21 protein-coding genes and 4 tRNA genes are annotated in these 19,167 nt (G+C 62.2%); 15 read left to right on the forward strand and 10 right to left on the reverse strand.

From position 1 onward, the window contains the following. Nucleotides 1-145: 145 nt before the first annotated feature. The 4 genes from B4383_RS16135 to B4383_RS16150 form a co-directional block, all read right to left on the reverse strand. Nucleotides 146-382: a hypothetical protein gene (locus B4383_RS16135; RefSeq protein ID WP_286154535.1), complete on the reverse strand. Its 237-nt coding sequence runs from the start codon at nt 380-382 to the stop codon at nt 146-148. A gap of 7 nt (nt 383-389) precedes the next feature. Then, complete coding sequence (locus B4383_RS16140; protein WP_078287870.1) at nt 390-860, reverse strand: LppA family lipoprotein; 471 nt, start codon at nt 858-860, stop codon at nt 390-392. 84 nt (nt 861-944) lie between these two features. Continuing rightward, nucleotides 945-2,861, reverse strand: coding sequence for an alpha/beta hydrolase (locus tag B4383_RS16145; protein ID WP_078287871.1), 1,917 nt, complete (start codon nt 2,859-2,861; stop codon nt 945-947). 6 nt (nt 2,862-2,867) lie between these two features. Then, entirely contained in the window at nt 2,868-3,176 is a 309-nt protein-coding gene (locus B4383_RS16150; protein WP_078287872.1) for a hypothetical protein, read from the reverse strand. Between the two features lie 182 nt (nt 3,177-3,358). Here B4383_RS16150 and B4383_RS16155 point away from each other — a divergent pair, with 182 nt between their 5' ends. From B4383_RS16155 to B4383_RS26695, 6 genes are all read left to right on the forward strand, one after another. Further along, on the forward strand, nt 3,359-3,754 hold the full coding sequence (locus B4383_RS16155; RefSeq protein ID WP_078287873.1) for a hypothetical protein: 396 nt from the start codon (nt 3,359-3,361) through the stop codon (nt 3,752-3,754). Nucleotides 3,755-3,756: 2 nt separating this feature from the next. After that, entirely contained in the window at nt 3,757-4,356 is a 600-nt protein-coding gene (locus B4383_RS16160) for a DUF3558 domain-containing protein (protein WP_286150548.1), read from the forward strand. Between the two features lie 15 nt (nt 4,357-4,371). Beyond that, nucleotides 4,372-5,586 carry a hypothetical protein gene (locus B4383_RS16165; RefSeq protein WP_078287875.1) on the forward strand — a complete coding sequence of 405 codons (1,215 nt, stop codon included), beginning with the start codon at nt 4,372-4,374 and terminating at the stop codon, nt 5,584-5,586. 72 nt (nt 5,587-5,658) lie between these two features. Next, a complete protein-coding gene (locus B4383_RS16170) occupies nt 5,659-6,072 on the forward strand; it encodes a hypothetical protein (RefSeq protein ID WP_078287876.1) in 414 nt (137 codons plus the stop codon). Nucleotides 6,073-6,225: 153 nt separating this feature from the next. Beyond that, nucleotides 6,226-6,372, forward strand: coding sequence for a hypothetical protein (locus B4383_RS26690; protein WP_176138386.1), 147 nt, complete (start codon nt 6,226-6,228; stop codon nt 6,370-6,372). A 244-nt stretch (nt 6,373-6,616) separates the two neighbouring features. After that, a complete protein-coding gene (locus tag B4383_RS26695) occupies nt 6,617-6,883 on the forward strand; it encodes a hypothetical protein (RefSeq protein WP_139363100.1) in 267 nt (88 codons plus the stop codon). Between the two features lie 12 nt (nt 6,884-6,895). Here the strand turns inward: B4383_RS26695 and B4383_RS26915 are convergent, their stop codons facing one another. The 4 genes from B4383_RS26915 to B4383_RS16195 form a co-directional block, all read right to left on the reverse strand. Continuing rightward, nucleotides 6,896-7,282 carry a hypothetical protein gene (locus B4383_RS26915; protein WP_139363101.1) on the reverse strand — a complete coding sequence of 129 codons (387 nt, stop codon included), beginning with the start codon at nt 7,280-7,282 and terminating at the stop codon, nt 6,896-6,898. Between the two features lie 1,146 nt (nt 7,283-8,428). Next, nucleotides 8,429-8,503, reverse strand: a tRNA-Val gene (locus B4383_RS16185). A gap of 9 nt (nt 8,504-8,512) precedes the next feature. Next, nucleotides 8,513-8,586, reverse strand: a tRNA-Cys gene (locus B4383_RS16190). Nucleotides 8,587-8,610: 24 nt separating this feature from the next. Further along, nucleotides 8,611-8,683 (reverse strand) — tRNA-Gly (locus B4383_RS16195). A gap of 168 nt (nt 8,684-8,851) precedes the next feature. On the opposite strand from B4383_RS16195, the gene B4383_RS16200 reads away from it, so the two are divergent. Then, nucleotides 8,852-8,923, forward strand: a tRNA-Val gene (locus B4383_RS16200). A gap of 94 nt (nt 8,924-9,017) precedes the next feature. Here the strand turns inward: B4383_RS16200 and B4383_RS16205 are convergent. Then, a complete protein-coding gene (locus tag B4383_RS16205; protein WP_078287879.1) occupies nt 9,018-10,064 on the reverse strand; it encodes an alpha/beta fold hydrolase in 1,047 nt (348 codons plus the stop codon). A 278-nt stretch (nt 10,065-10,342) separates the two neighbouring features. On the opposite strand from B4383_RS16205, the gene B4383_RS16210 reads away from it, so the two are divergent. Next, the gene (locus B4383_RS16210; RefSeq protein WP_078287880.1) at nt 10,343-11,470 is read left to right on the forward strand and encodes a diguanylate cyclase; all 1,128 of its coding nucleotides are present in this window, start codon (nt 10,343-10,345) and stop codon (nt 11,468-11,470) included. Nucleotides 11,471-11,495: 25 nt separating this feature from the next. On the opposite strand, the gene B4383_RS16215 is transcribed toward B4383_RS16210, so the two are convergent. Then, complete coding sequence (locus B4383_RS16215; RefSeq protein WP_078287881.1) at nt 11,496-12,125, reverse strand: TetR/AcrR family transcriptional regulator; 630 nt, start codon at nt 12,123-12,125, stop codon at nt 11,496-11,498. 253 nt (nt 12,126-12,378) lie between these two features. On the opposite strand from B4383_RS16215, the gene B4383_RS16220 reads away from it, so the two are divergent. From B4383_RS16220 to B4383_RS16250, 7 genes are all read left to right on the forward strand, one after another. Next, nucleotides 12,379-13,194, forward strand: a complete 816-nt coding sequence (locus tag B4383_RS16220; RefSeq protein ID WP_078287882.1) for a class II aldolase/adducin family protein — start codon at nt 12,379-12,381, stop codon at nt 13,192-13,194. 34 nt (nt 13,195-13,228) lie between these two features. Next, on the forward strand, nt 13,229-14,272 hold the full coding sequence (locus B4383_RS16225; RefSeq protein WP_078287883.1) for a membrane dipeptidase: 1,044 nt from the start codon (nt 13,229-13,231) through the stop codon (nt 14,270-14,272). A gap of 33 nt (nt 14,273-14,305) precedes the next feature. Continuing rightward, complete coding sequence (locus B4383_RS16230; RefSeq protein ID WP_078287884.1) at nt 14,306-14,698, forward strand: RidA family protein; 393 nt, start codon at nt 14,306-14,308, stop codon at nt 14,696-14,698. Nucleotides 14,699-14,700: 2 nt separating this feature from the next. Beyond that, complete coding sequence (locus B4383_RS16235; RefSeq protein ID WP_078287885.1) at nt 14,701-15,570, forward strand: MBL fold metallo-hydrolase; 870 nt, start codon at nt 14,701-14,703, stop codon at nt 15,568-15,570. Further along, complete coding sequence (locus B4383_RS16240) at nt 15,567-16,586, forward strand: 2-dehydropantoate 2-reductase (protein ID WP_078287886.1); 1,020 nt, start codon at nt 15,567-15,569, stop codon at nt 16,584-16,586. The genes B4383_RS16235 and B4383_RS16240 overlap by 4 nt, the downstream gene beginning before the upstream one ends. 121 nt (nt 16,587-16,707) lie before the next feature. Further along, the gene (locus B4383_RS16245) at nt 16,708-17,799 is read left to right on the forward strand and encodes a phenazine antibiotic biosynthesis protein (protein WP_078287887.1); all 1,092 of its coding nucleotides are present in this window, start codon (nt 16,708-16,710) and stop codon (nt 17,797-17,799) included. 2 nt (nt 17,800-17,801) lie between these two features. After that, nucleotides 17,802-19,166, forward strand: a complete 1,365-nt coding sequence (locus B4383_RS16250) for an aldehyde dehydrogenase family protein (protein WP_078287888.1) — start codon at nt 17,802-17,804, stop codon at nt 19,164-19,166. The last annotated feature ends 1 nt before the right edge of the window (nt 19,167 follow it).

Genomic DNA, 19,167 nt, shown 5'->3' on the forward strand with positions numbered 1-19,167 from the left:
GGGCCGCAAACTCCAGCCCTGATCAACAACCGCCTGCGCAAGCCGCAACCGCCCACGAGGAGTCAACGAAGCATTAGCGTGGACCATGAGGACCTCTCGGTAATCGGATGTGCGTGTTTGGTAACCACACCGATACCGGAGGTCCTCACCTACTTCCGCTCACCACGCCGTTCACAACCTGTCTGGGAGTTACACCTAGTTCATGAGCGGGCATGGCGCGGGTCTGATCATCGAGGTACATGTTGCTTATCTCCCCGTCGCCGGAAACCTCGATTTTCACTCGGCCACTCGCTGACTCGCCGTAGCCGCGGACCTGGGAGACGGCATGGTTGACTTGAGCGGCAGTTCGCATCAAATCATCAAGTCCTGCATCGATATTCATCTTGACGCTACTTCTTCGCGGCAGGGAGGCGGCATCCCGTGTATCCCGATATGACGGTGTTTGCTTGCGAGGTAAGCCCGATCGCAGTGCCAGTCTCGTTCGAGAATCGAACGTCATGATTGTTCGGGGCGTCATGGACGACATCTAGTTTTCGTGCATCGACTGACGCTGCTACTTCCTTCACCGCGGCAAGCACTTCGTTCCAACTTGATTCGGGTATGGCAACATCAGAGACATAGAACGGCATGAGGATTACCTTGCCGTCAGACTGTTCGTACGGCTTGCTGCATCCGATCCTTTGGGGCTCATCCTGCCACCGCCACGTCGCTGACGGAATTATCGTGGAAATCTTTGCGCCGAGTTGTTGGACCGAAGAAGTCAGCCTCTCGTTCGTGTCCTCGAGAGTGGGCAGGGACTTAAGTTCTTCGAGGGCTTTGGTGGCCTCTGTCGTTGGAGTCGGGGCGTGTGGGTTGTTCACGTGACATCCTGTGATTGTTGTGAGAATGATCGCGGCTAGACATCCGATTATGTTGTGCCTGAACCAGTTTCTTGTCATGTGTATCTAGAAATTCCCGCCTCCGCCTCGCATGGGCGGTGTTTCAACTATCGCGTTTCGGTCGGCGAGCCCGGAGATAACTGCGGCGATGTTGTATCCAGGGGTGTAGGGGAGTCCGTTGCTCGCGGTACGTGGGTAGTCACTATGCCCGGAGGCCGCCTCAAGGCTACGTCCGTCGGGAGTGGTGATGGCGCCAGTTTCCAGGTGAGTGAAGTTGGGGTTGATCGCGGGGTTGGGGCCGAAGTCTCCCCAGCCGAGGACTTCTCGTCCGAAGATTAGTGGTCCGGCAAGTGGGGCGACCAGCGGTCCGACAACTGGCAGGGTCGATAGAGCTGCACCGGCGCCTTCCAGGATCGGCGGCCCGTCGTAGACCCATTGGATCGGGTCATCTGGGGTTTCCATAGTGAACACGTGGCCGGGCTGGACGCCCAGCTCTCCTGGCGTGGTTGCTTCGATGCCTGGGGAACCGTAGAAGATTGCATTGTTGATTCCGTGATCGCCGGGCTCTTGTAGTGCGAGTCCGGTGGTGAGCGAGCCATACGAGTGCCCGATGGCGGTGACGTCTGCCGGTCCACCTTGGTGGGTGACTTGAATCCCGTCATAGAAGCGAGCGAGGCTGCGTGCTCCGTCTTTGGCTTGATCGTCGTGAATGACGTCATTCACGCCGGTGAGGTTGTCGCCGAGTCCTTGTTTGTCGTTGATTTGTGGCGGGTCATACCCAATCCACGCAATTGTCGCTACGGACTCGTCGCCCCGACCGGCCGCTATGAGTTGCTTCCTGGCCTCGTGTTGAAGGGCTGATGCTTCGTCTGCCATAGGGCCAATGGATTCGCGAACGGTGGTGTTGATGCCGGGGGTAGTGACCGATACGTGATCAGCGGTGTCGGGGTTGCCATTGGACACGGCCGTGTGTGCTTGCCGCCCCGTTTGGGTGTCCATGACCATAAGGTAACGATTGGGGTTGTCGCGCACTGACTTATCGGTAGCCTGCAAATCGGGCAGGTACTTGGAGCGTTTGTTGGCATCATCGAGTTGTCGTTGCCAGGCTTCGTAGTCCATGCGGTCTTTGGTGATTCCGCCAACCATGGTTTCGGGAATGTTCTTGCCTGCGGCCCAGTCCGGGTGTTGAGCCTTCAATTGATCAACTGCTGCTGCGGCGGTAGTGGCACGTCCGAGTTCGTCATCGAGTTTCATGCGGTTGAAACGGTCTCGATCGACGGTGGGCATGTTGTCGTTGTTACCGATGTACTGGTCGTGGAGATACATCTCGTTCTTCTCGCCCTCGGACAGCGAGTTCCACCAGTCTTTAAAGGCTTTCGGGTCTTGGGGAGGACTAGCTTTGCCGGCCAAAATGTCATCGGCCAATGAGGATGATGGAGTCGCGTCGGGGTCACGAATCAGCGATTCCATCTCCTGGATCTCGCCGTTGATGGCCGCTTCGGCCGCGGTGTCGAGTTCATCGAACAGATGTAAAGCGGGAATCAGGCGTGCCTCAAACGCTTTGGCCTTCTCGTTGGCTTGATTCTGTGCCAGCAGATACGCGGCGGGGTCGGTCACCACGTACTTGAGATCTGGAGCCTTGACATGCCCGTCATCACTGACTGTGCACCCGGTGTTGATCGCCTCGTCAGCAACGCCGAGTGCGTTGGAGCGGGCGCTCGACAGCGAGTTCACGCCGTCCTTGATGGCCTGCTCTTGGGAGGCAATGGCATCAACGATATGTGTCCCGGCTAGGTGTTCGGCCAGGGTCTTGACCGATGCGGCGGCAGCGGCTTCGCCCTTCCACTCGGCAGTGGCGGTCTCCACGTTGTACTTCATGGTGTCCAGCTGAGCCTTGAACGATTCTTTGACACCGGCGAGCTTGTACGCCGTCTCGGTAACCAGCTCAGGTTTCATCGCTCTCAGCTGGGAAATCAGCACCATCGTTGGTTACTGCCCGTTCCCGTAGTCGCGCAACTGAGCGGCGAAGGACTGTTCTTGCGTGTCGTAATCGAGGGAGGTGTCCCACGCTGCGTGTTGCATGCGGGTGATTTGTCCGCTCATCGCCTTGAATGCCCGCCCGTTCGGGTCACCGAGTCGTGCGATGGCGGCGGCGAATTTCGATCCCGGCATCGCTGAGCTCGCGTCCTGTACCGGGGCGGCAGCGTCGATGTTGTTGATGTTGTTGGAGCGATATGACAACTCGCTGGCTAATAAGCGCAGCTTGTCGGTATCGGCCTGCAGTGCCGGTTTCCCCACCTCAACCCCCTCGCAAAGACTTGAACTGCAGGTCACGGTACGACGCTGGCGACGCTCTGGCAAGCAACCATCCCCAAAGGAAACTTCACAGGAAAAACTTCCGAAAGAGTGGAACCAGATGCTTCGCTGCATCGTCGTACCTAGATGAATGGCAGTTGTGACGACGAAACGTGAGGTGGGCAGTGGGCGACTACAAGTTCGATATCAACGGGATGTCCACTGACGCTCGGCAAGACGCCGCCGAGGCTGCCCGGACCACGCTGCGTTTCAAGGATGGCTATGGCATCGAGCTTGCAGGGGACATGCTGCGGGCACGCGACATGATCGATAAGCAGTTACGAACTGTCGGCGATTCCTATGACCTATCGCTCGGCGATTTGCCCTCTGGTCACGCCGCAGCAGAGCACTACAAGGCACAACGGCAGGAAGCGGTCAACGCCTTGACCAAGATCAGGGATCACTATCAAGGCCATGCCGATCACTTCATTGCCACGGAGATGTTGTATCGCAATACCGAGGAGCGCAATGCCGGTCGGATCAACCCATACAAGGATGGAACGGCGACGGTGAACTACTGATGATGCGAAAGAGCTTGGCTTGCGTGGCGGCACTGTTGGCTGCCGGCTGCTCGACATCGACGGGCATCACCAAGCCAGCGGACATTAGCGGTTCTGCATCGACTTCGGCCTCGAAATCGGAGACTTCACAGCCGCAGGTATCGAGCACACTGACTGAACCGCACCCCCCGCCGAATCACTGGAACGACGGGACAAGCTACGACCCATGCCTGACTTACACCGCTGACCAGATCCGGTCGTGGGGCGCGGACCCTGCAAAGGTTGAGGACCGGGGTGTCGAGGACCGCCAGGTTCGGGGGTGTCGTTGGGTCGCCGATGGTTGGTCGGTGGGCTTGACTGTGGCCAACACCAAAGTCTCTTCCTACTTAGATTCCACTTTGTACGACAACCCGCGATCGATCAAGGTTGCCGGGCTCGACGCGGTCATTTTTCAAGGTGGCAGCGCTGGGGCGCCCGTGTGCACAGTGTCTCTGCCAGTGCAGAGCGCTTCGGTTGGCGTCGTTGTCGTGGTATTCGACCCGAAGCGCGCTAAGGACGTATCCGATCCGTGTGCGAAGGCAATTGAGGTCGCCACCGCGGTGGCTCCAACTCTTCCGAAGTGAAATGGGGTGTGAGTAATGGCTGACGATGGCTGGCAGGGAATGTCACATCAGGAGATCGTCTCCAAGCTGACCGGATTGGGTGTCGAGTCGGCGCGTGCAGAGGCTGACCGCTGGACCTCCGTTTATGGGGCCGTGTCTGATTCGGTGGATACGGCGATGAAGGTGCGCAGCAAGCTTCTCGATACCGAGTCATGGTCGGGCGAGGCAGCCAATTCGGCATATGACGCCGTGGATCGCACGTACAAGAAGATCGCGAACCCGGATACGGGGTTGGCAGCTGAGGCGGGGAAGCTCAGTCAGGCCGCCGACCAGGATGGCGAGACGTTAATCGCGGCTAGCCGGGTGCCACAGAACTATCCGGTTCCGGACAAGAACGCCTCTAAGGACGAAAAGCAGCAGGCACTCAACGCGATTCGTGCTGAGGCGCAGAGCATGTACACCAATCCGATGTCGACGGACCGTCCCAAGGTCACCGATCCCGACGTGCAGCAGCTTGGGGCGATGCCCGGCGATCAGGGTGGCGGCAACGTCACCGGCGGCGGCAATGGTTCGGGTGGTTCCGGCGGCGGGACGCAGACTCCGGCGCCCTCTGATGGCGCGGCCAGCAAGGACACCAAGCCGCAGCTTGCCTCTGGTGATGGTCAGCAGGGCGGTGCCGGACAGGGCTCGGGCGGCGGGCAAGGCGGCGGTTCCGGAAGTGGTTCTCCGGGCGGTGGTTCGGGCTCGGGTGGCGGTGCGGGTTCCGGGTTGGGTTCTGGCTCTAAGGATTCCGGGTTGCCGGTAGGTAGTACGACTGCTGCCGGGTTCTCGCCCTCGTCGGCGACCGGGACCGGTGCGGGTGGCGCGGGCTCAGCCCTTGGTGGTCCCGGTGGTGGGCTGAGTGCATTACGTGGCGGTGCGGGCTTACCCGGCGGGGCAGCCGGCGGCAATGGGCTGGGCGTGAACCCCGCTGCTATGGGTGCGGCCGGGGTACGCGGTGGTGGTCCAATGGGGATGATGGGCGGCGCCGGTGGGCATGGTCGCGGCGGCAAGGGCGAAGACGATGACGAGAAGGCGATTCCGAGTTATCTGATCAACGTCGACAATGGCAACGAGCTGTTCGGCGAATCGATCAATGCTTCTCCCGGTGTGATCGGCGACTGGACCGAGAGCGAAGAGGCCGAGAAGAAAGCTCGTGAGGCCGAGATTCGGCGCTACAAGTCCCTCGGCTGGGACGTCAAGTTCGAATGACATCGCGCATTGAATAGGCCACAACCGCAACTTGATCCGCCGCGGCTAGACCTGGCGGCAGGCCTGTATGACATGGCGGCGTGGCAACTCGACGTGTTCCTCGATGACGCTGCCGGATATGGCATTTCACCGCGGGACGGCGCGAGCCTTCAAGCGCTCGCTGACTTGATCCGGTGGCATTCCGACGAGTACCGGCGGTTCGCGGCGAAGACTCGTGCGGATGCTGAGATGGTCGATGCGTACTTCGACGGCAGGTCGATCGCGCCCAACACGGTTGCGGCGTTCGAGGCCTCAATCAGTCGCCCGGGGCACCCGCCATTTCCAAAGCGATCCGAAACCGTCGACTTCATGCTGCTGCAACCCGTGCGCGAGGTGCTGGAAGAAGCGCACACGATTCTGTCTCAAGGCTCCGGCCCCAGTATGGCGTATGCGGCCAAACAGGCTGCGGCTCTTTACACTTGGTGCCACCCGCCGCTCTCGGTGTGACAGCTAGAGATTCTCTGAATAGTTGAATTCTGATACCCGGAATCAACTACGGCGCCGGTATTGATCGGGGCGAAAGGGGCTACTGAAACATGAAGAGCCGCACATAGGAACCTGTAATCGCGTAAGCGCCAAATCGCGAGCGCCACGTTCGCAGTGGTTCGCACGGACGCGGAACTCGCCGTGGACTTGTCGGCGTTCTTCTCATCCGACCGCGTTGCGGTGCGCGCAAAAATGAGAGCCGGATTCGCCTTCCCGCACCCGCAGACCATCATCAAGCTGGCGATCGGTGACGGGTCGTAAGCCCTCCTAATGAAAGTGGTTGGGGCACCCGGCGCTGTGCGTCACCGTAACGGTGATCAGCGGGTGCGTAGCGCCGGGCATGCGCCGTCGAGGCGCCTGGGGAGGCTTCGTATCAGTAACTTCGGTGGCGCCAACGGAGTTCGCAGTCTGCGCATCCAGAACCAGAACCAGGTCGGAACAGATAGACGCAGGCGAGCGCGCAGGGGCGGGGAGGTAACCCCTCCCCGCCCCACACATCCCCCGGTTGGCGGCGGATCTGCGGCAATTCCTGCTCGATGCGGCGATCCGGTGTCGGGAGCAGTGCGGATTGACGCCAGCCGGGCAGGCGTATCGGTCGTTCCGAAAGCAGGCCGGGGTGAAGCGGGCCGGGTCGGGTGATCTGCTGGCCCAGGAGCAGGCGTATCGGCTCCACCGCTGGGAACTGCCTGACTGGCATCCCGAGTATGGGGTGGGCGATTTGAATGATCTGCTGGTGCTCACCGCAGACGACGAGCTGCTGCCAAGCGAATAGCTGACGGTTGAGTTACAGAAGGTACGCCGAGTACAGACCCGCGTTAGGTGAACCGGGCGCGGTGCGTTGAACGTTGATTCGGTAGTCGGGTGTCCGCTTCGATAGCTGCTGCTGCCCTTCGACGAATCGCTGCTGGAGATCGGCTACGTCCTCCTCGGAGTCCGTCCAGAACAGCCGTGGCTGCGACGCGTCTATGAAACCCGTGTCGTGATCGACTGCTTTCGCATAAAGGTATTCCAACTCGCGGCCGGTCTTGTAGGGCCAGTACTTCTCCAGTCCGTTGAAGATGCCCATGGGTTGGGGGCCCGGCCCTGCTGTCGGCCTTGTTGGGAAGAGGATGCCGGTCTGTTGAAAGCCGATGATGACTGCTTCGCGTCCACGCTCGAAACCGGGGTTCATGGTGTTGCCTTTACTGAGCCTGGATCTATCGCTACTCATATGCGGACAGACCATGGCCGAGTACACGATGCATGACCAGTGCACGGGACCTGCATCGTCGTGCGATCGGTCACGCTCGGCGTCTCTGATGTGTTTCGCGTCATGGTCACCCCAAACGCGGTAGACCAGTCCGCCCGGTTCCAGGGGATGCCCGCATACGGCACAGGCCTTTCCGATCATCAGACAGAACGACCGCATAGGGTCGTTCTGGTCGATCTGCGGTTTTCCATCTACCCAGCCGACCTCAGCCGGGAGGTGGAAGCCTCGGTCCTCCTTCGGCAGGTCGGCGATCCAAGGCGGAGCGACAACGGTTGTAGCAGGCACCGGCAAGCCTCCCGTCTGATCGTGCGCTTGCGGGTTGAAGGTTACCGGCCGCCCCTTAACGGGCAGCCGGTATTCGCGCCTTCTGTCAACATCGCCAGCAACCCATCTACATGCCTGCGAGCCGCTGCCTCGGTGTAGTGGGACTGCCGCAGTCCGGCCGGTTTCCCGTTCCGCAGTTCCGTCCATTCCACGCGCCACAAAAATGGTGCCGGGGTGAGACGTGTGATCGCTGCGGGGGGCTCGGTGGTCCGGGTCAGCGCCACCTGTGTCACGCGTTTGACGATCACCAGGGGAACGGTAGAAGCGGGCACCGACACCTAACAGTCAGCCGCAGACCGCAAACTGTGAGTTGGAGACCAGCTTTTCGATAACGTCAGCGGGCGTGAATACACCGTCCTACGCCGTGAGGTTGCACCTATCTGCCGAGTTGGAGTTCCGGGTCGATGAGCCGGAGCGGCTTGGGGACGCAAGTCAGTTGTCGACACACGAATGGCCTCTAAGGCCGGAAGATTGGGACAACTTGACGCCGGACATGCTGCGCGAGCTGGGGCGTGCCCTGATAGTCGTTTCGGGGCCACAATTGATCGCCGCACTCAAAAGCGTCACGTTGCCTGGTGCCGTGGTGGCGTCGGTTTCAAAGCTGACAATCAGCCGACCGCCCGATTCCCCGCGCTGAGCGGTGAAGGATCGCGACGAAACCGACGACGGGTGAGACTCTGTATCGGATAACCCCGTTTTAGCCCCACGGAGCCGGTGAAACGTGCATGACCTGCAGTAAAACTGTGGTGCGCGATACTGGGATTGAACCAGTGACCTCTTCCGTGTCAGGGAAGCGCTCTCCCGCTGAGCTAATCGCGCCTGTCTAAATGGAGGTGGAGACGGGAATCGAACCCGTGTGCACGGCTTTGCAGGCCGTTGCCTCACCACTCGGCCACTCCACCGCAAGGGATGCCAGTCCACCTTCGAGCGGATGACGGGATTCGAACCCGCGACCCCAACCTTGGCAAGGTTGTGCGCTACCAACTGCGCTACATCCGCGCGCAACGGATGAGATCGTCACCCGGTGCGAAGTGAAACAGTAGTCGAACGAGAGGTTTATTCACAAATCCCTTGCGTGCGCGGCCCGTAGGCGGCCGGGCTGGGGTGTTTCCGGCCTCTCGTGCTAGCCTTTCACCTCGATTGATCAGCCATCACGGATCAACGCGCGGTCTCGTAGCTCAGCGGAAGAGCACTCGCCTCACACGCGAGGGGTCGCTGGTTCGAACCCAGCCGGGACCACAGAAGAAGTACAGGCACCTTGGACTCGAGAGAGCCCAGGACGCCGAGCGCCACGCTCTGCACGTGAGGCGCCAGAGCATCGACTGCCGCGTAGCTAGCGCTGGTCCAACTCGGCCAAGAAGTCATCGATGGCCGGCCACGTCTCGTTGACACCGGCCGACAATGCCACGAGCCCGAGATGACTCGCCTCCACCGTGGTGAACCGAACGTCCGCCGACTTGAGCATTGCGACGCCGTTATGCACACACTGCCACGGCGCGATGGCATCGCGGTGGCTGCCGAACAGCTGGATCGGCAACGTCAGAGCCGTCAAATCGAGGGTGTAACCGGCGACATTGACCACGCCCGCGGCGATCTCATCGTGGTAGATAAATCGGCCCCACATCTGCGACACCGCCCGTCCTGGATAACCCGGGAAAGCGTCCTGAAACCGGTCGATAACTTCAGCCTTGGCCAGAGCTTCGGTGTTGTCCAGGTTGTTCAGGAGGAACCAAGGACGCTTGATTTCTCGGTCCCATGAGGTGGCGCGGTAGGCGGCCTGTACCACCGGTGCAGGAATGCCGCCGAGTGCTCGCAACACCGTGGTGACGGCATAGCCGTTGGTGCGTTTGGTGATTCGGCGTGCCTCGGGATATCCCGGGATTTGTCCGTAGTCCAGCGGAGTACCGATAGCCGTGATCGAGCGGATTGGCAATCCGCGGTCAGCCGCGGCGGTCAAAAGGCTCAGGGTGCCGCCCAGGCTCCACCCAATCAGGTCGAGCTGCGTCTTACCGGAATCGATGAGTACCCGCTCGATAGCCTGCGGAATGATGTCGGCGAAAAAGGCCTCCAGACCCAGATGTCTATCTGCCCAGCCGATCTCACCGTAGTCGACGACGTAGGGCGTACGGCCCTCCTCGAGCAGGTGCGCCACCAGTGACTGACCCGGTGCAAGGTCGTAGCATGTCGCCGACGCCGCCAGAGGCGGAACCAAGAGGACTGGGACGGCGCTGGACTCACGCGGATCTTCGGCGCCGTAACGGCGCAACTGGCGATGTGGCTCGTCGAACAGTGCAACATGGCTGGTCGGTGTGGGTGGGCGCACCCCGTCGCCAAGAGTGAGGGCGAACAGGTTCTTCGCGGAGACCGGAATCGAGACCATGGTGAGTTCGTGTGCTCCTTCTTGCCGGCACTGCCCGGCTTATCGATTAGCTCTCGAAAAGGCTTTCAGTAGACCGGTCGGATACACAACGGTTTGTGGGATGCACGACACGTGGATGCGCCTGCCGCAGGGCCGGACGGAGCGCACCCCGCGGGATTGCGGCCTATTGCGCGACCACGCCAGGTCGTCTTCGCGTGAGGGCAGTCTTGCCAGTCTGGGGATCGTGTGTTGCCATACTGGCTTCGGTCGGGTTGAAACTGAAGCACGATAGGGGACACATGGCTGCGTTCTCCGGCGCCGGAGGCGTCGCGCGCGCACTGCCTCTCGGTGACATGTCACGGTGGTGGAGCTCGCCGTCCCGCTATGACCTGATGATGTCCTACTTTTCAACGCGCTCCATGCGTTTGGCGCTGCGTGGGGCCGTGGGCGGCAGTGCTGGCGCATTGGCCATCATCCCGTTGGCAATGGAGTTTTCGCCGATGGGGCCGCGTACTGGCGTATGGCGTTCACTCGACATCGTCTCCAGCTTGCTCGCATTTTTCTGGATGCTGCGATGGTGGTTTGGACCACTGCCAAAGGAATCGGAATCCGCGGTCTTCTCGGTGTCCGCGGTCGCCTCCGTGTGCATCGCCTGCTTCGCGGACAGCGACAGGGGCACCGGCATGCACGGCCTCATCGCCTTGTCGTTGATGGCGATTTACATATGTTCCTTCCACGGGGCACGGCTCATCGCCCTATACCTGTTCGTATCGTTAGCGACGCTCGCCTTCCTTGCGGTTGCCATCGATCTGCAGCACGGTTGGGCCGTCGCCGTGGCAGATTCAGTCGTCACCGCGACGCTGCTGGTTGGGGTACCGCCGTTCATCCACTTTGCGCAATTGGCGCTCACCAGCGATGCCAGGGCGGCCGCGATTGACCCGCTCACCGGCCTGCACAACCGCAGAGGATTCGACGATCAGTCGACGATTCTGGCCCACGCGGCACGAACGGATCGGTCCGAGCTGAGCATCATCATGATCGACATCGACCGGTTCAAACAGATCAACGATCGCTTCGGACACGGCGTTGGTGATCAGGTGATCGCCGATGTGGGTTCCCAAATCAAGGCAATCTCGGGCGACGAGGCCGTAGTTGGACGCGTTGGTGGAGAGGAGTTTTGCGTCGCGTTACGCGGACCCGCCGCGCAGGCGCGGGAGGTCGCAGAACAGATCCGGGCAGGTTTGGAATCGCTGGACGCGATGGTGACGGTCACCGTCAGCGTGGGGCTCGCCACAAGCCGGCCGTCAACGTCGAGTACCGCTCCGGACAACGTCATTGGGCAATTGGCCGCCGATGCTGATCACGCTATGTACTCCGCCAAGCGGCAGGGCGGCAACCGGCTCGAGGCATGGGACCTCAGCGGGTAAAGCGGGACGGCAGCAGCGGTTGCCGCTATGCGTCGCCCACCGTCGCGCGTACCGGGTGTGAAAATGCGCGCAACATGGCGGGGAAGGCGAGTCGTTCCAGCATCTGCGTCTCGGCCAGCTGGGGCTCGACGTAGAACTGTGCTGCCACACCTTCGCGCAGGGCGGTGGCCAGCCGGGCGATGAGCTCGACATCGATGATCAGTTCCCGGTTCGCGATTGTCATCAGTTCGTTGATGATGCCTGCTGCCTCGCGCCGTAGTCGTGCGTCGTGCTCGGCCAGCACCACCGCGGCGCTTGGCTCGCGAATCGCGTACAGCGTGAACTCCATGCTGATGAGGTACCAGCGGCGTTGTGCAGGGCCCTTGTCGTCAATGGTGGAGATGAAGGTGCTGATGGGATCGGGGCTCTTGCGGCATTCATCCAGTGCCGCCCGCAGCGCAGCGATCAGTTGGTCGCTGCTGGCGTCGAACAGCGTAAAGAAGAGTTCATCCTTGCCCGCGAAGTTCGAGTAGAACGCGCCTCGCGTGAAACCCGCCTTCTCGCAGATGTTCTCGATGCTCGCGCCATGGAATCCGCGATCGGCGAACACATCGAGCGCGGCCTCCATCAGGCGCGCACGGGTGTGTTCGCGCCTGCGAGTCGAAGCAGTCGGCATGGGACAGCCTTCCGGTGGTGCGGACTGGAGATCTAGTGTCGATACAAATACGTATCCTACAGTTCGTCATAGGAAAATGGCTGGTGAATCACCGAACCGCTGATGGAAACGTTCAGGCCGACTGTCATCCTATTCACCTGCAATAAGGCGCTATTCACTATGGCATCTTCTTAAGTGGCTCCTCTTGACGGGATTTCCATGGCGGGAGTAGCTTGTGATCTGTAGATACATATATGTATTGAAAGGTGGATACATGACCTCCGTAGACGTTGTGGCGAGCGAAGAGCTGTCTGAGTACATGGTCGGTTCTGCCGACGTCGATCCGATGAGCCCGGCGCCCGCGGCGACGGTCGAGGAGGAGCGTGATCGCCGACTGCGCGAGTTGGCGGCAGCGTTCCGGATCTTCGGGGCATTCGGCTTCTCCGAAGGAGTGGCCGGGCACATCACGGTGCGCGATCCGGAGTTCCCCGACACGTTTTGGGTGAACCCCTTCGGCATGAACTTCCGGCACATCACGGTGTCCGATCTGATCCAGGTCGATCACGACGGCAATGTGATTACCGGCAGCCGGCCGGTGAACAGGGCGGCGTTCTGCATTCACTCCGAGGTTCACAAGGCCAGGCCCGATGTGATCGCCGCAGCGCATGCACACTCGATACATGGCAAGGCGTTCTCCTCGCTAGGGCAGCCGTTGTTGCCCATCACGCAGGATGCGTGTGCCTTCTATCAGGACCATGCGGTGTATACCGACTATCGCGGTGTGGTCACTGACCTTGAGGAGGGCAAGGCGATCGGCGCTGCGCTCGGGCCGGCCAAGGCGGTGATCCTGCAGAATCACGGGCTGCTTACCGTGGGCCACTCGGTGGCGGAGGCCGCCTGGTGGTTCATCACGATGGAGCGCTCCTGCCAAGCTCAGCTGCTCGCCATGGCTGCCGGAGAGCCCCGAACAATCGAGCATGACACGGCCGTCTCGGTCTACAACCAGATCGGCACTCCGGTCGCCGGATGGTTCCAGTTCCAGCCGCTGTGGGACGACGTGCTCAGGACTTCCCCGGAGGCACTTCGTTGATCTCGTTGCCACTCAGAATCGAGGGTCACCGCAGATGACTACCACTGCCGAGCAATCCAGGAAGCTCAACGACACCGCGCTGACCATCGACATGCACACCCACGGTCTGAGTATCGTGCCGCGTTGGCTGCGTGCATTGGGCGCCAAGACAATAGACATGCAGTCCGAGCCGTTGTCGGAGCTGCCGAAGGGCAAGGTAAACCTTGCGATCGTCACCGCCGTCGGGGATGCATTGCTGGGCACCGCATGGCGACTGCGCTCGCCATGGAACGGCGTCAAGGCCCAGCTGGAGCTGGCTCGTGCCGAGGCCTCCGCGGCGGGTATCGCGGTGGTGGACACCGTCGAGCAGATCGAAGGCGGCAATGTCGCGACGGTGATGCTCGGTGTCGAAGGCGCCGATGTGGTGGGTGCGCAACCGGATCGACTGATCGACCTTCATCGCATGGGAGTGCGGGTGCTGGGTCTGGTGCACTACGCGGACAACGCCCTCGGAACGATCGGTACGTCGGTGTCCGGGAGCAGGGGCAGCAGGGCCGTGCGGGCCGGGCGCTACTCCTCGGGTCTGACCGCTCTCGGCAAAGATGTTGTCGCAGAGGCAAACCGGCTGGGAATGCTGATAGATCTTGCACACGCCGACGCGGCGACCACCTTGGCCGTGTGCGATCAGACTTCCGCTCCGGTGGTCAGCTCACACACCGGGGCGTCAGCGGTCCATGAGTTTGCGCGCTACATCAGCGACGAGGAGGCGCGCGCGATAGCCGCCACCGGCGGCCTGATCGGATTGTGGCCGATGGGGTTTCGCGGTGTGGGCATGCGTGACCTGGATGAGTTCGCTCGCCACGCCTCGCATCTGGCAGGGCTGGTCGGTCCCGACCATCTATGCATCGGAACGGATATGAACGGCATACCCAGGTATGTCCCGGGCTTCGACGGACCCACCGGATTCCCATCGTTGATCGACGCACTGTTGCGCACAGGCTTCGATGCTTCCGAGGCCACCGGGATTCTCGGAGGCAATGCCCTGCGCGTTCTGAAGCAGACCCTTCCGGGTCCATCCGGGGGCGGACGTACCCCGTAACCGACCAATTCACTCGGTAGTAAAGGAGTTTGGATGGCCAAGGTCCAGATAGAAACCAACGTGGCGCCCAATCCCGTCGGCGCCTATTCGCAAGCTGTGCGCATTGGCGACACCCTGCAGGTGTCCGGCCAAGTGGGGATCAACGCCGAGACCCGTTCCCTGGCAGGCGAGACGGTCTATGCGCAGACTATCCAGACGCTGCGCAACATTGAGGCGATCCTGCACGCCGCGGGCGCCGACCTGGGCGATGTGCTGATGCTGCGGGTATTCCTTCATGCCCCAGAGGGATTCGCCGAACTGAACCAGGCGTTCGAGGACACCATCAGCAAGCCCTACCCGGCGCGCACGACCCTATTCGGTGGACTCCCGCCGGGACTGTTGGTGGAGATAGACGCGCTCGCGAAACTGTCCGAGACAGAGGATTGATCATGCGCATTCATCACCTGAACTGCGGCACGATGGCCCCGATCGGAAAGCGGCTCATGGAGGGCGCGGGAGCGCCCTGGCAGCGTGGCCGACTGATCTGCCATTGCCTCCTCGTCGACACGGGTACGCGGCTGCTCCTTGTCGACACCGGATTCGGCCTTCGTGACATCGCCGATCCGATGGGACGAATCGGCCGTCCTCTCAAGCTGCTGTTGAACCCGTTGTTCGCCGAGTCGGAGGCAGCGGTGCGCCAGGTGCAGGCGCTGGGATACGACCCCGCCGATGTCACCGACATCGTCCTGACCCATCACGACCACGATCATGTCGGGGGCGTCGACGACTTTCCGAACGCACGTCTGCATGTACACGCGATCGAGGCCGAATCCATACGCTCACAGCTCACTCTTCACGACAAGGCGCGGTACAGCGGGCAGCACGAGCTCATGGGGCGCAGAGTGGGTGACCGCTGGGCCGAGTACTCGATCGGTGGCGATCAGTGGTTCGGGTTCCGCGCTGCGCGGCAACTCGACGGTCTCCCCGAGGAGATCGCGATCATCCCGTTACCGGGGCACAGCCGTGGACACGTCGGCGTGGTGATCGACACCGGTGGCATCGGTCGCCCGCGCTGGCTCGTACATGCCGGCGACGCCTTCATGCACCCCGACGAGATGCGCGCCGATCCGCGATGCCCACTGGTGTTCAAGGTGTTTCAAAACCTCGTGCAGGCCGATGCTGCTTCACGGCTGTACAACGCCCAACAACTACGTGAACTGGGTGCGCGCGACGACGTGGAAATCATCAACTCGCACAATCCGTACTACTGGGACCGGGCATCTACGGCCGCGCAGAGCATGCAGGTTGGAGCCCAATGAGAATCGCCGTCGCCGGCGCCGGGAGCATCGGCTGTTATGTGGGCGGGCGGCTGCAGATCGCGGGCCACGACCTGGTGTACGTCGGGCGGGCGGCCCTTGGTCAGTCGATCGCGGAGCACGGTCTTGCCCTGTCGGACTATCAGGGATGGTCGGGGACCATCCCGGGACGCGATTGCGTGTTCTCCGAGGACATCGGTGCGGTGCGCGCGGTCGACGTCGTGCTCGTGACGGTGAAGTCGGCTGCGACCGCGAAAATGGCGGAATCACTGGTCGGCAGGCTCCGCCCCGGTGCCGTGGTGGTGAGTCTGCAGAATGGGATAGGCAACCCGGCCCAGATATCTCGTTACATAAAGCAGCACAACGTGATTACCGGCATGGTCGGCTTCAACGTCGCGCAGGTGGGCCCAGCACACTTTCATCAGGGCACGCAGGGAAAGCTCTCGATCTCCGCTGGGGCGGGATCCCTCGCGGAGGCACTCACGGACAGCGGGTTGCCCACGGCCGAGCGTGACGACATGCCAGCGGTGCAGTGGGGAAAGCTCGTGGTGAACCTCAACAATGCGGTCAATGCACTATCGGGCCTGCCGCTGAAATCCGAACTGGGAGAGCGGGACTACCGCCTCGTGCTGGCCGCGGCCCAGCGCGAGGCCCTGAGCCTGCTGCGCCGGAACAACCAGCCGGTGGTCACCCCTCTTGCGGCGCCGCTGGCGCTCATGCCCTGGGTGCTCAGGATGCCCAACTCACTGTTTACCCTGTTGGCGCGACAGATGGTCGAAATCGACCCGCAGGCGCGTTCGTCCATGCTGGACGACATCACCCGGGGCAGGCCGACCGAAATCGATTACATCAATGGCGAAGTCGTCGAACTTGCCACGAAGCTCGGTATGAAGGCGCCCGTCAACGCCGCACTCGTCAGCCTCATCCGCGAAGCCACCTCGCCGGGTGCGAAGGAGTGGTCGGGCTCAGAACTGCGCCGCGAGATCGATCATCGCAGTGCCGGGAGTCACGCCACGTAAGGTTCGAGCGAGTGACTTGCGTACGAACACGTCGTGGCCGCACGATTAATTCCACTGCAACACATATGAACTAGCGAGTCGAGCAGCTCTTTCTCACAGTCTGTAGGGCTTGGATTGCGGCATGGTCGAGGTCGATTTCTCGCTGTTGGACGTACCAAGAATCACGCCGGTGGTCGATCCCGAGGGCTATCTGCGTGCCGCGATCGCCTGGCATTTTGGCGAGGACACCGGCTCGCCATTCTGGTTGCGCACCGTGCAGACCCTGGACTTTCAGCCGCTCGCGGACATCAAGAGCTTCGATGACCTACGGCTGTTCCCGAACCTGGTCAACGAGCTGCGCCATGCACCCGTCGAAGACCTCGTTCCGCGCGGCTACGGATCACCAGCACCCGTGCCCAGGATCTTCGAATCGGGCGGTACCACCGGCGCACCCAAACGCACAGCGCAGCTGCCCGACTGGGTGGAGCAGGTCATCCAGTGGCAGATCGAAGACTTCACTGCCGGTGGATTCGTCGCGGGGCAGGGCCTGCTGTTCCTCATGCCCAGCGGCCCGCACGGCGTCGGCCACTTCTCCCGCGCGGTCAGTGAGCGCCTCGGGTCGGTGTTCTACCCGGTGGACCTGGATCCGCGGTGGGTCAAGAAGCTCGCCGCACGCCAGGCCGCCGCCGAGGTATCGGGTTACGTGCAGCACGTCCTGGAGCAGGCGCGGTTCGTCCTGCAGACCCAGCACGTGGCCAATCTGCACACCAGCCCGCCGCTGCTCGGCGCCATCGCCCGCGACGAGACCATGGTGGACCTGGTCAACCAGAAGATCCGCTACATACTGATCAGCGGTGCCCACGTCGACCTGGACACCCTCGATCTTCTCCGCGAGATCTTCCCGGCAGCCACGATCGCGATGGCCTTCGGCAGCACAATGATCCTGTCCCAGGCCAAGACTCGAGTCGACGGCGATACTTTCGTCTTCGACCCACGGACGCCCTACGTCGTGTTCTGGGTGATCGATCCCGCAACCGGGGAGCGCGTGCCCTACGGAGAGCGTGGTCAGGTGGTGATGAACCACATCAGCAAGGGCATGTTCATCCCGAACAACCTCGAACGTGACAGCGCGATCCGATTGCGCGGCGCCGAGGGCCAGATCGGGGATTCCGTCAGCGAGGTGGTGCCCGTCGCCACCTTCGAGGGCGAGCCGGTGATCGAGGGCGTTTACTGATCGTGATTTCCCTTGATGCACTCGGCCCCAGCGGCGAGTACCGCACCCGCGCCCATGAGGTGATCACCGACGTGACCGGGGCGCCGGTCGCCGAGTTGAGCATCGTGCCCCCGCTCTACGTGAGCCGCAGTATCCGGGCGCAGCGCCATGTCAGGCCGCTCCAGCCCGATCGTTTGCACGCCGGGCTGACCGAGGCCGCCAAGATCTTTGGCACCGCGGAAATCGGCGGGATGGGTTTTGGGCGGTACGTCGATGTGGTCAGCCGGGTATCGGGGCTGCCGATCGCGATTGCACGGTCCAGCGCCCGTGGTGTCGCCGAAGCGGTCCATCGAGCGGTCGACTCGGTGGCACCGGCCCGGCCGGTGGGCGCGACACTGGACTGGCGTGACGAGCGCACCAGGGAGGGGAGCGCGGTGTGGATACGTCGCGGCGAGGTGCTTGCTGTGCACGCATCGGGGAACAGTCCCGGTGTTCACGGTGCGTGGGCGCAAGCCCTGGCATTGGGATATCGGGTGGCCATCCGTCCGTCGCGCCGCGAACCCTTCACCGGACACCGACTCGTTAACGCAATGCGCCAGGCCGGACTTCGGCCCGAAGACGCGCTGTACCTGCCGACCGACCATGCGGGCGCCGCCGAAATCATCACCGCCGCCGATCTCGCCGTCGTCTACGGCGGGCAAGACGTCGTCGACGCGTACGCCCACGACCCGACGGTGATGGTGAACGGGCCGGGCCGCACCAAGATCCTCATCACGGCCGAACGGGACTGGCGTGCTTACCTCGACGTCATCGTCGAGTCGATCAGCGGGCAGGGCGGCATGGCCTGCACCAACGCCACGGCCCTTCTCTACGAGGGTGATCCGCGCCCGTTGGCGGAGGCGATCGCTGCCAAGCTCGCGACGATCGTGCCGCTGCCGATCGCCGACGAACGTGCCGCGCTGCCGGTCCAGCCCCTCGACGCCGCCAGGCGCCTTGCCGGGTATCTGGCGGCGAAATCTGGGGGCGCCACGCCGCTGTTGGGTGCCGCTCAGGTGGTGGCGGACCTGGGCGACGGCTCGGCCGCACTGAGACCGGCCGTGCATCTGCTCGAGCGAGCCGATATCGACACGCTCAATATCGAGCTGGCCTTTCCATGCGTGTGGATCGCTCCGTGGTCACGTGCTGACGGCCTTGCCCCGCTGCGGCATTCACTGGTCATCAACGCGATCACCGACGACGAGGGGCTGATCGACGATCTGCTCAACGATCCGACGGTGGCGAACGTGTACAGCGGCGCTCACCTCACCTCGTACTCAGCACCAGACATTCCGCACGACGGCTTCCTCGCCGACTTCCTGATGCGCACCAAGGGCGTCGTTCGGGACTGAG

The sequence above is a fragment of the Mycobacterium sp. D16R24 genome (assembly GCF_002013385.1).
GTDB lineage: Bacteria > Actinomycetota > Actinomycetes > Mycobacteriales > Mycobacteriaceae > Mycobacterium.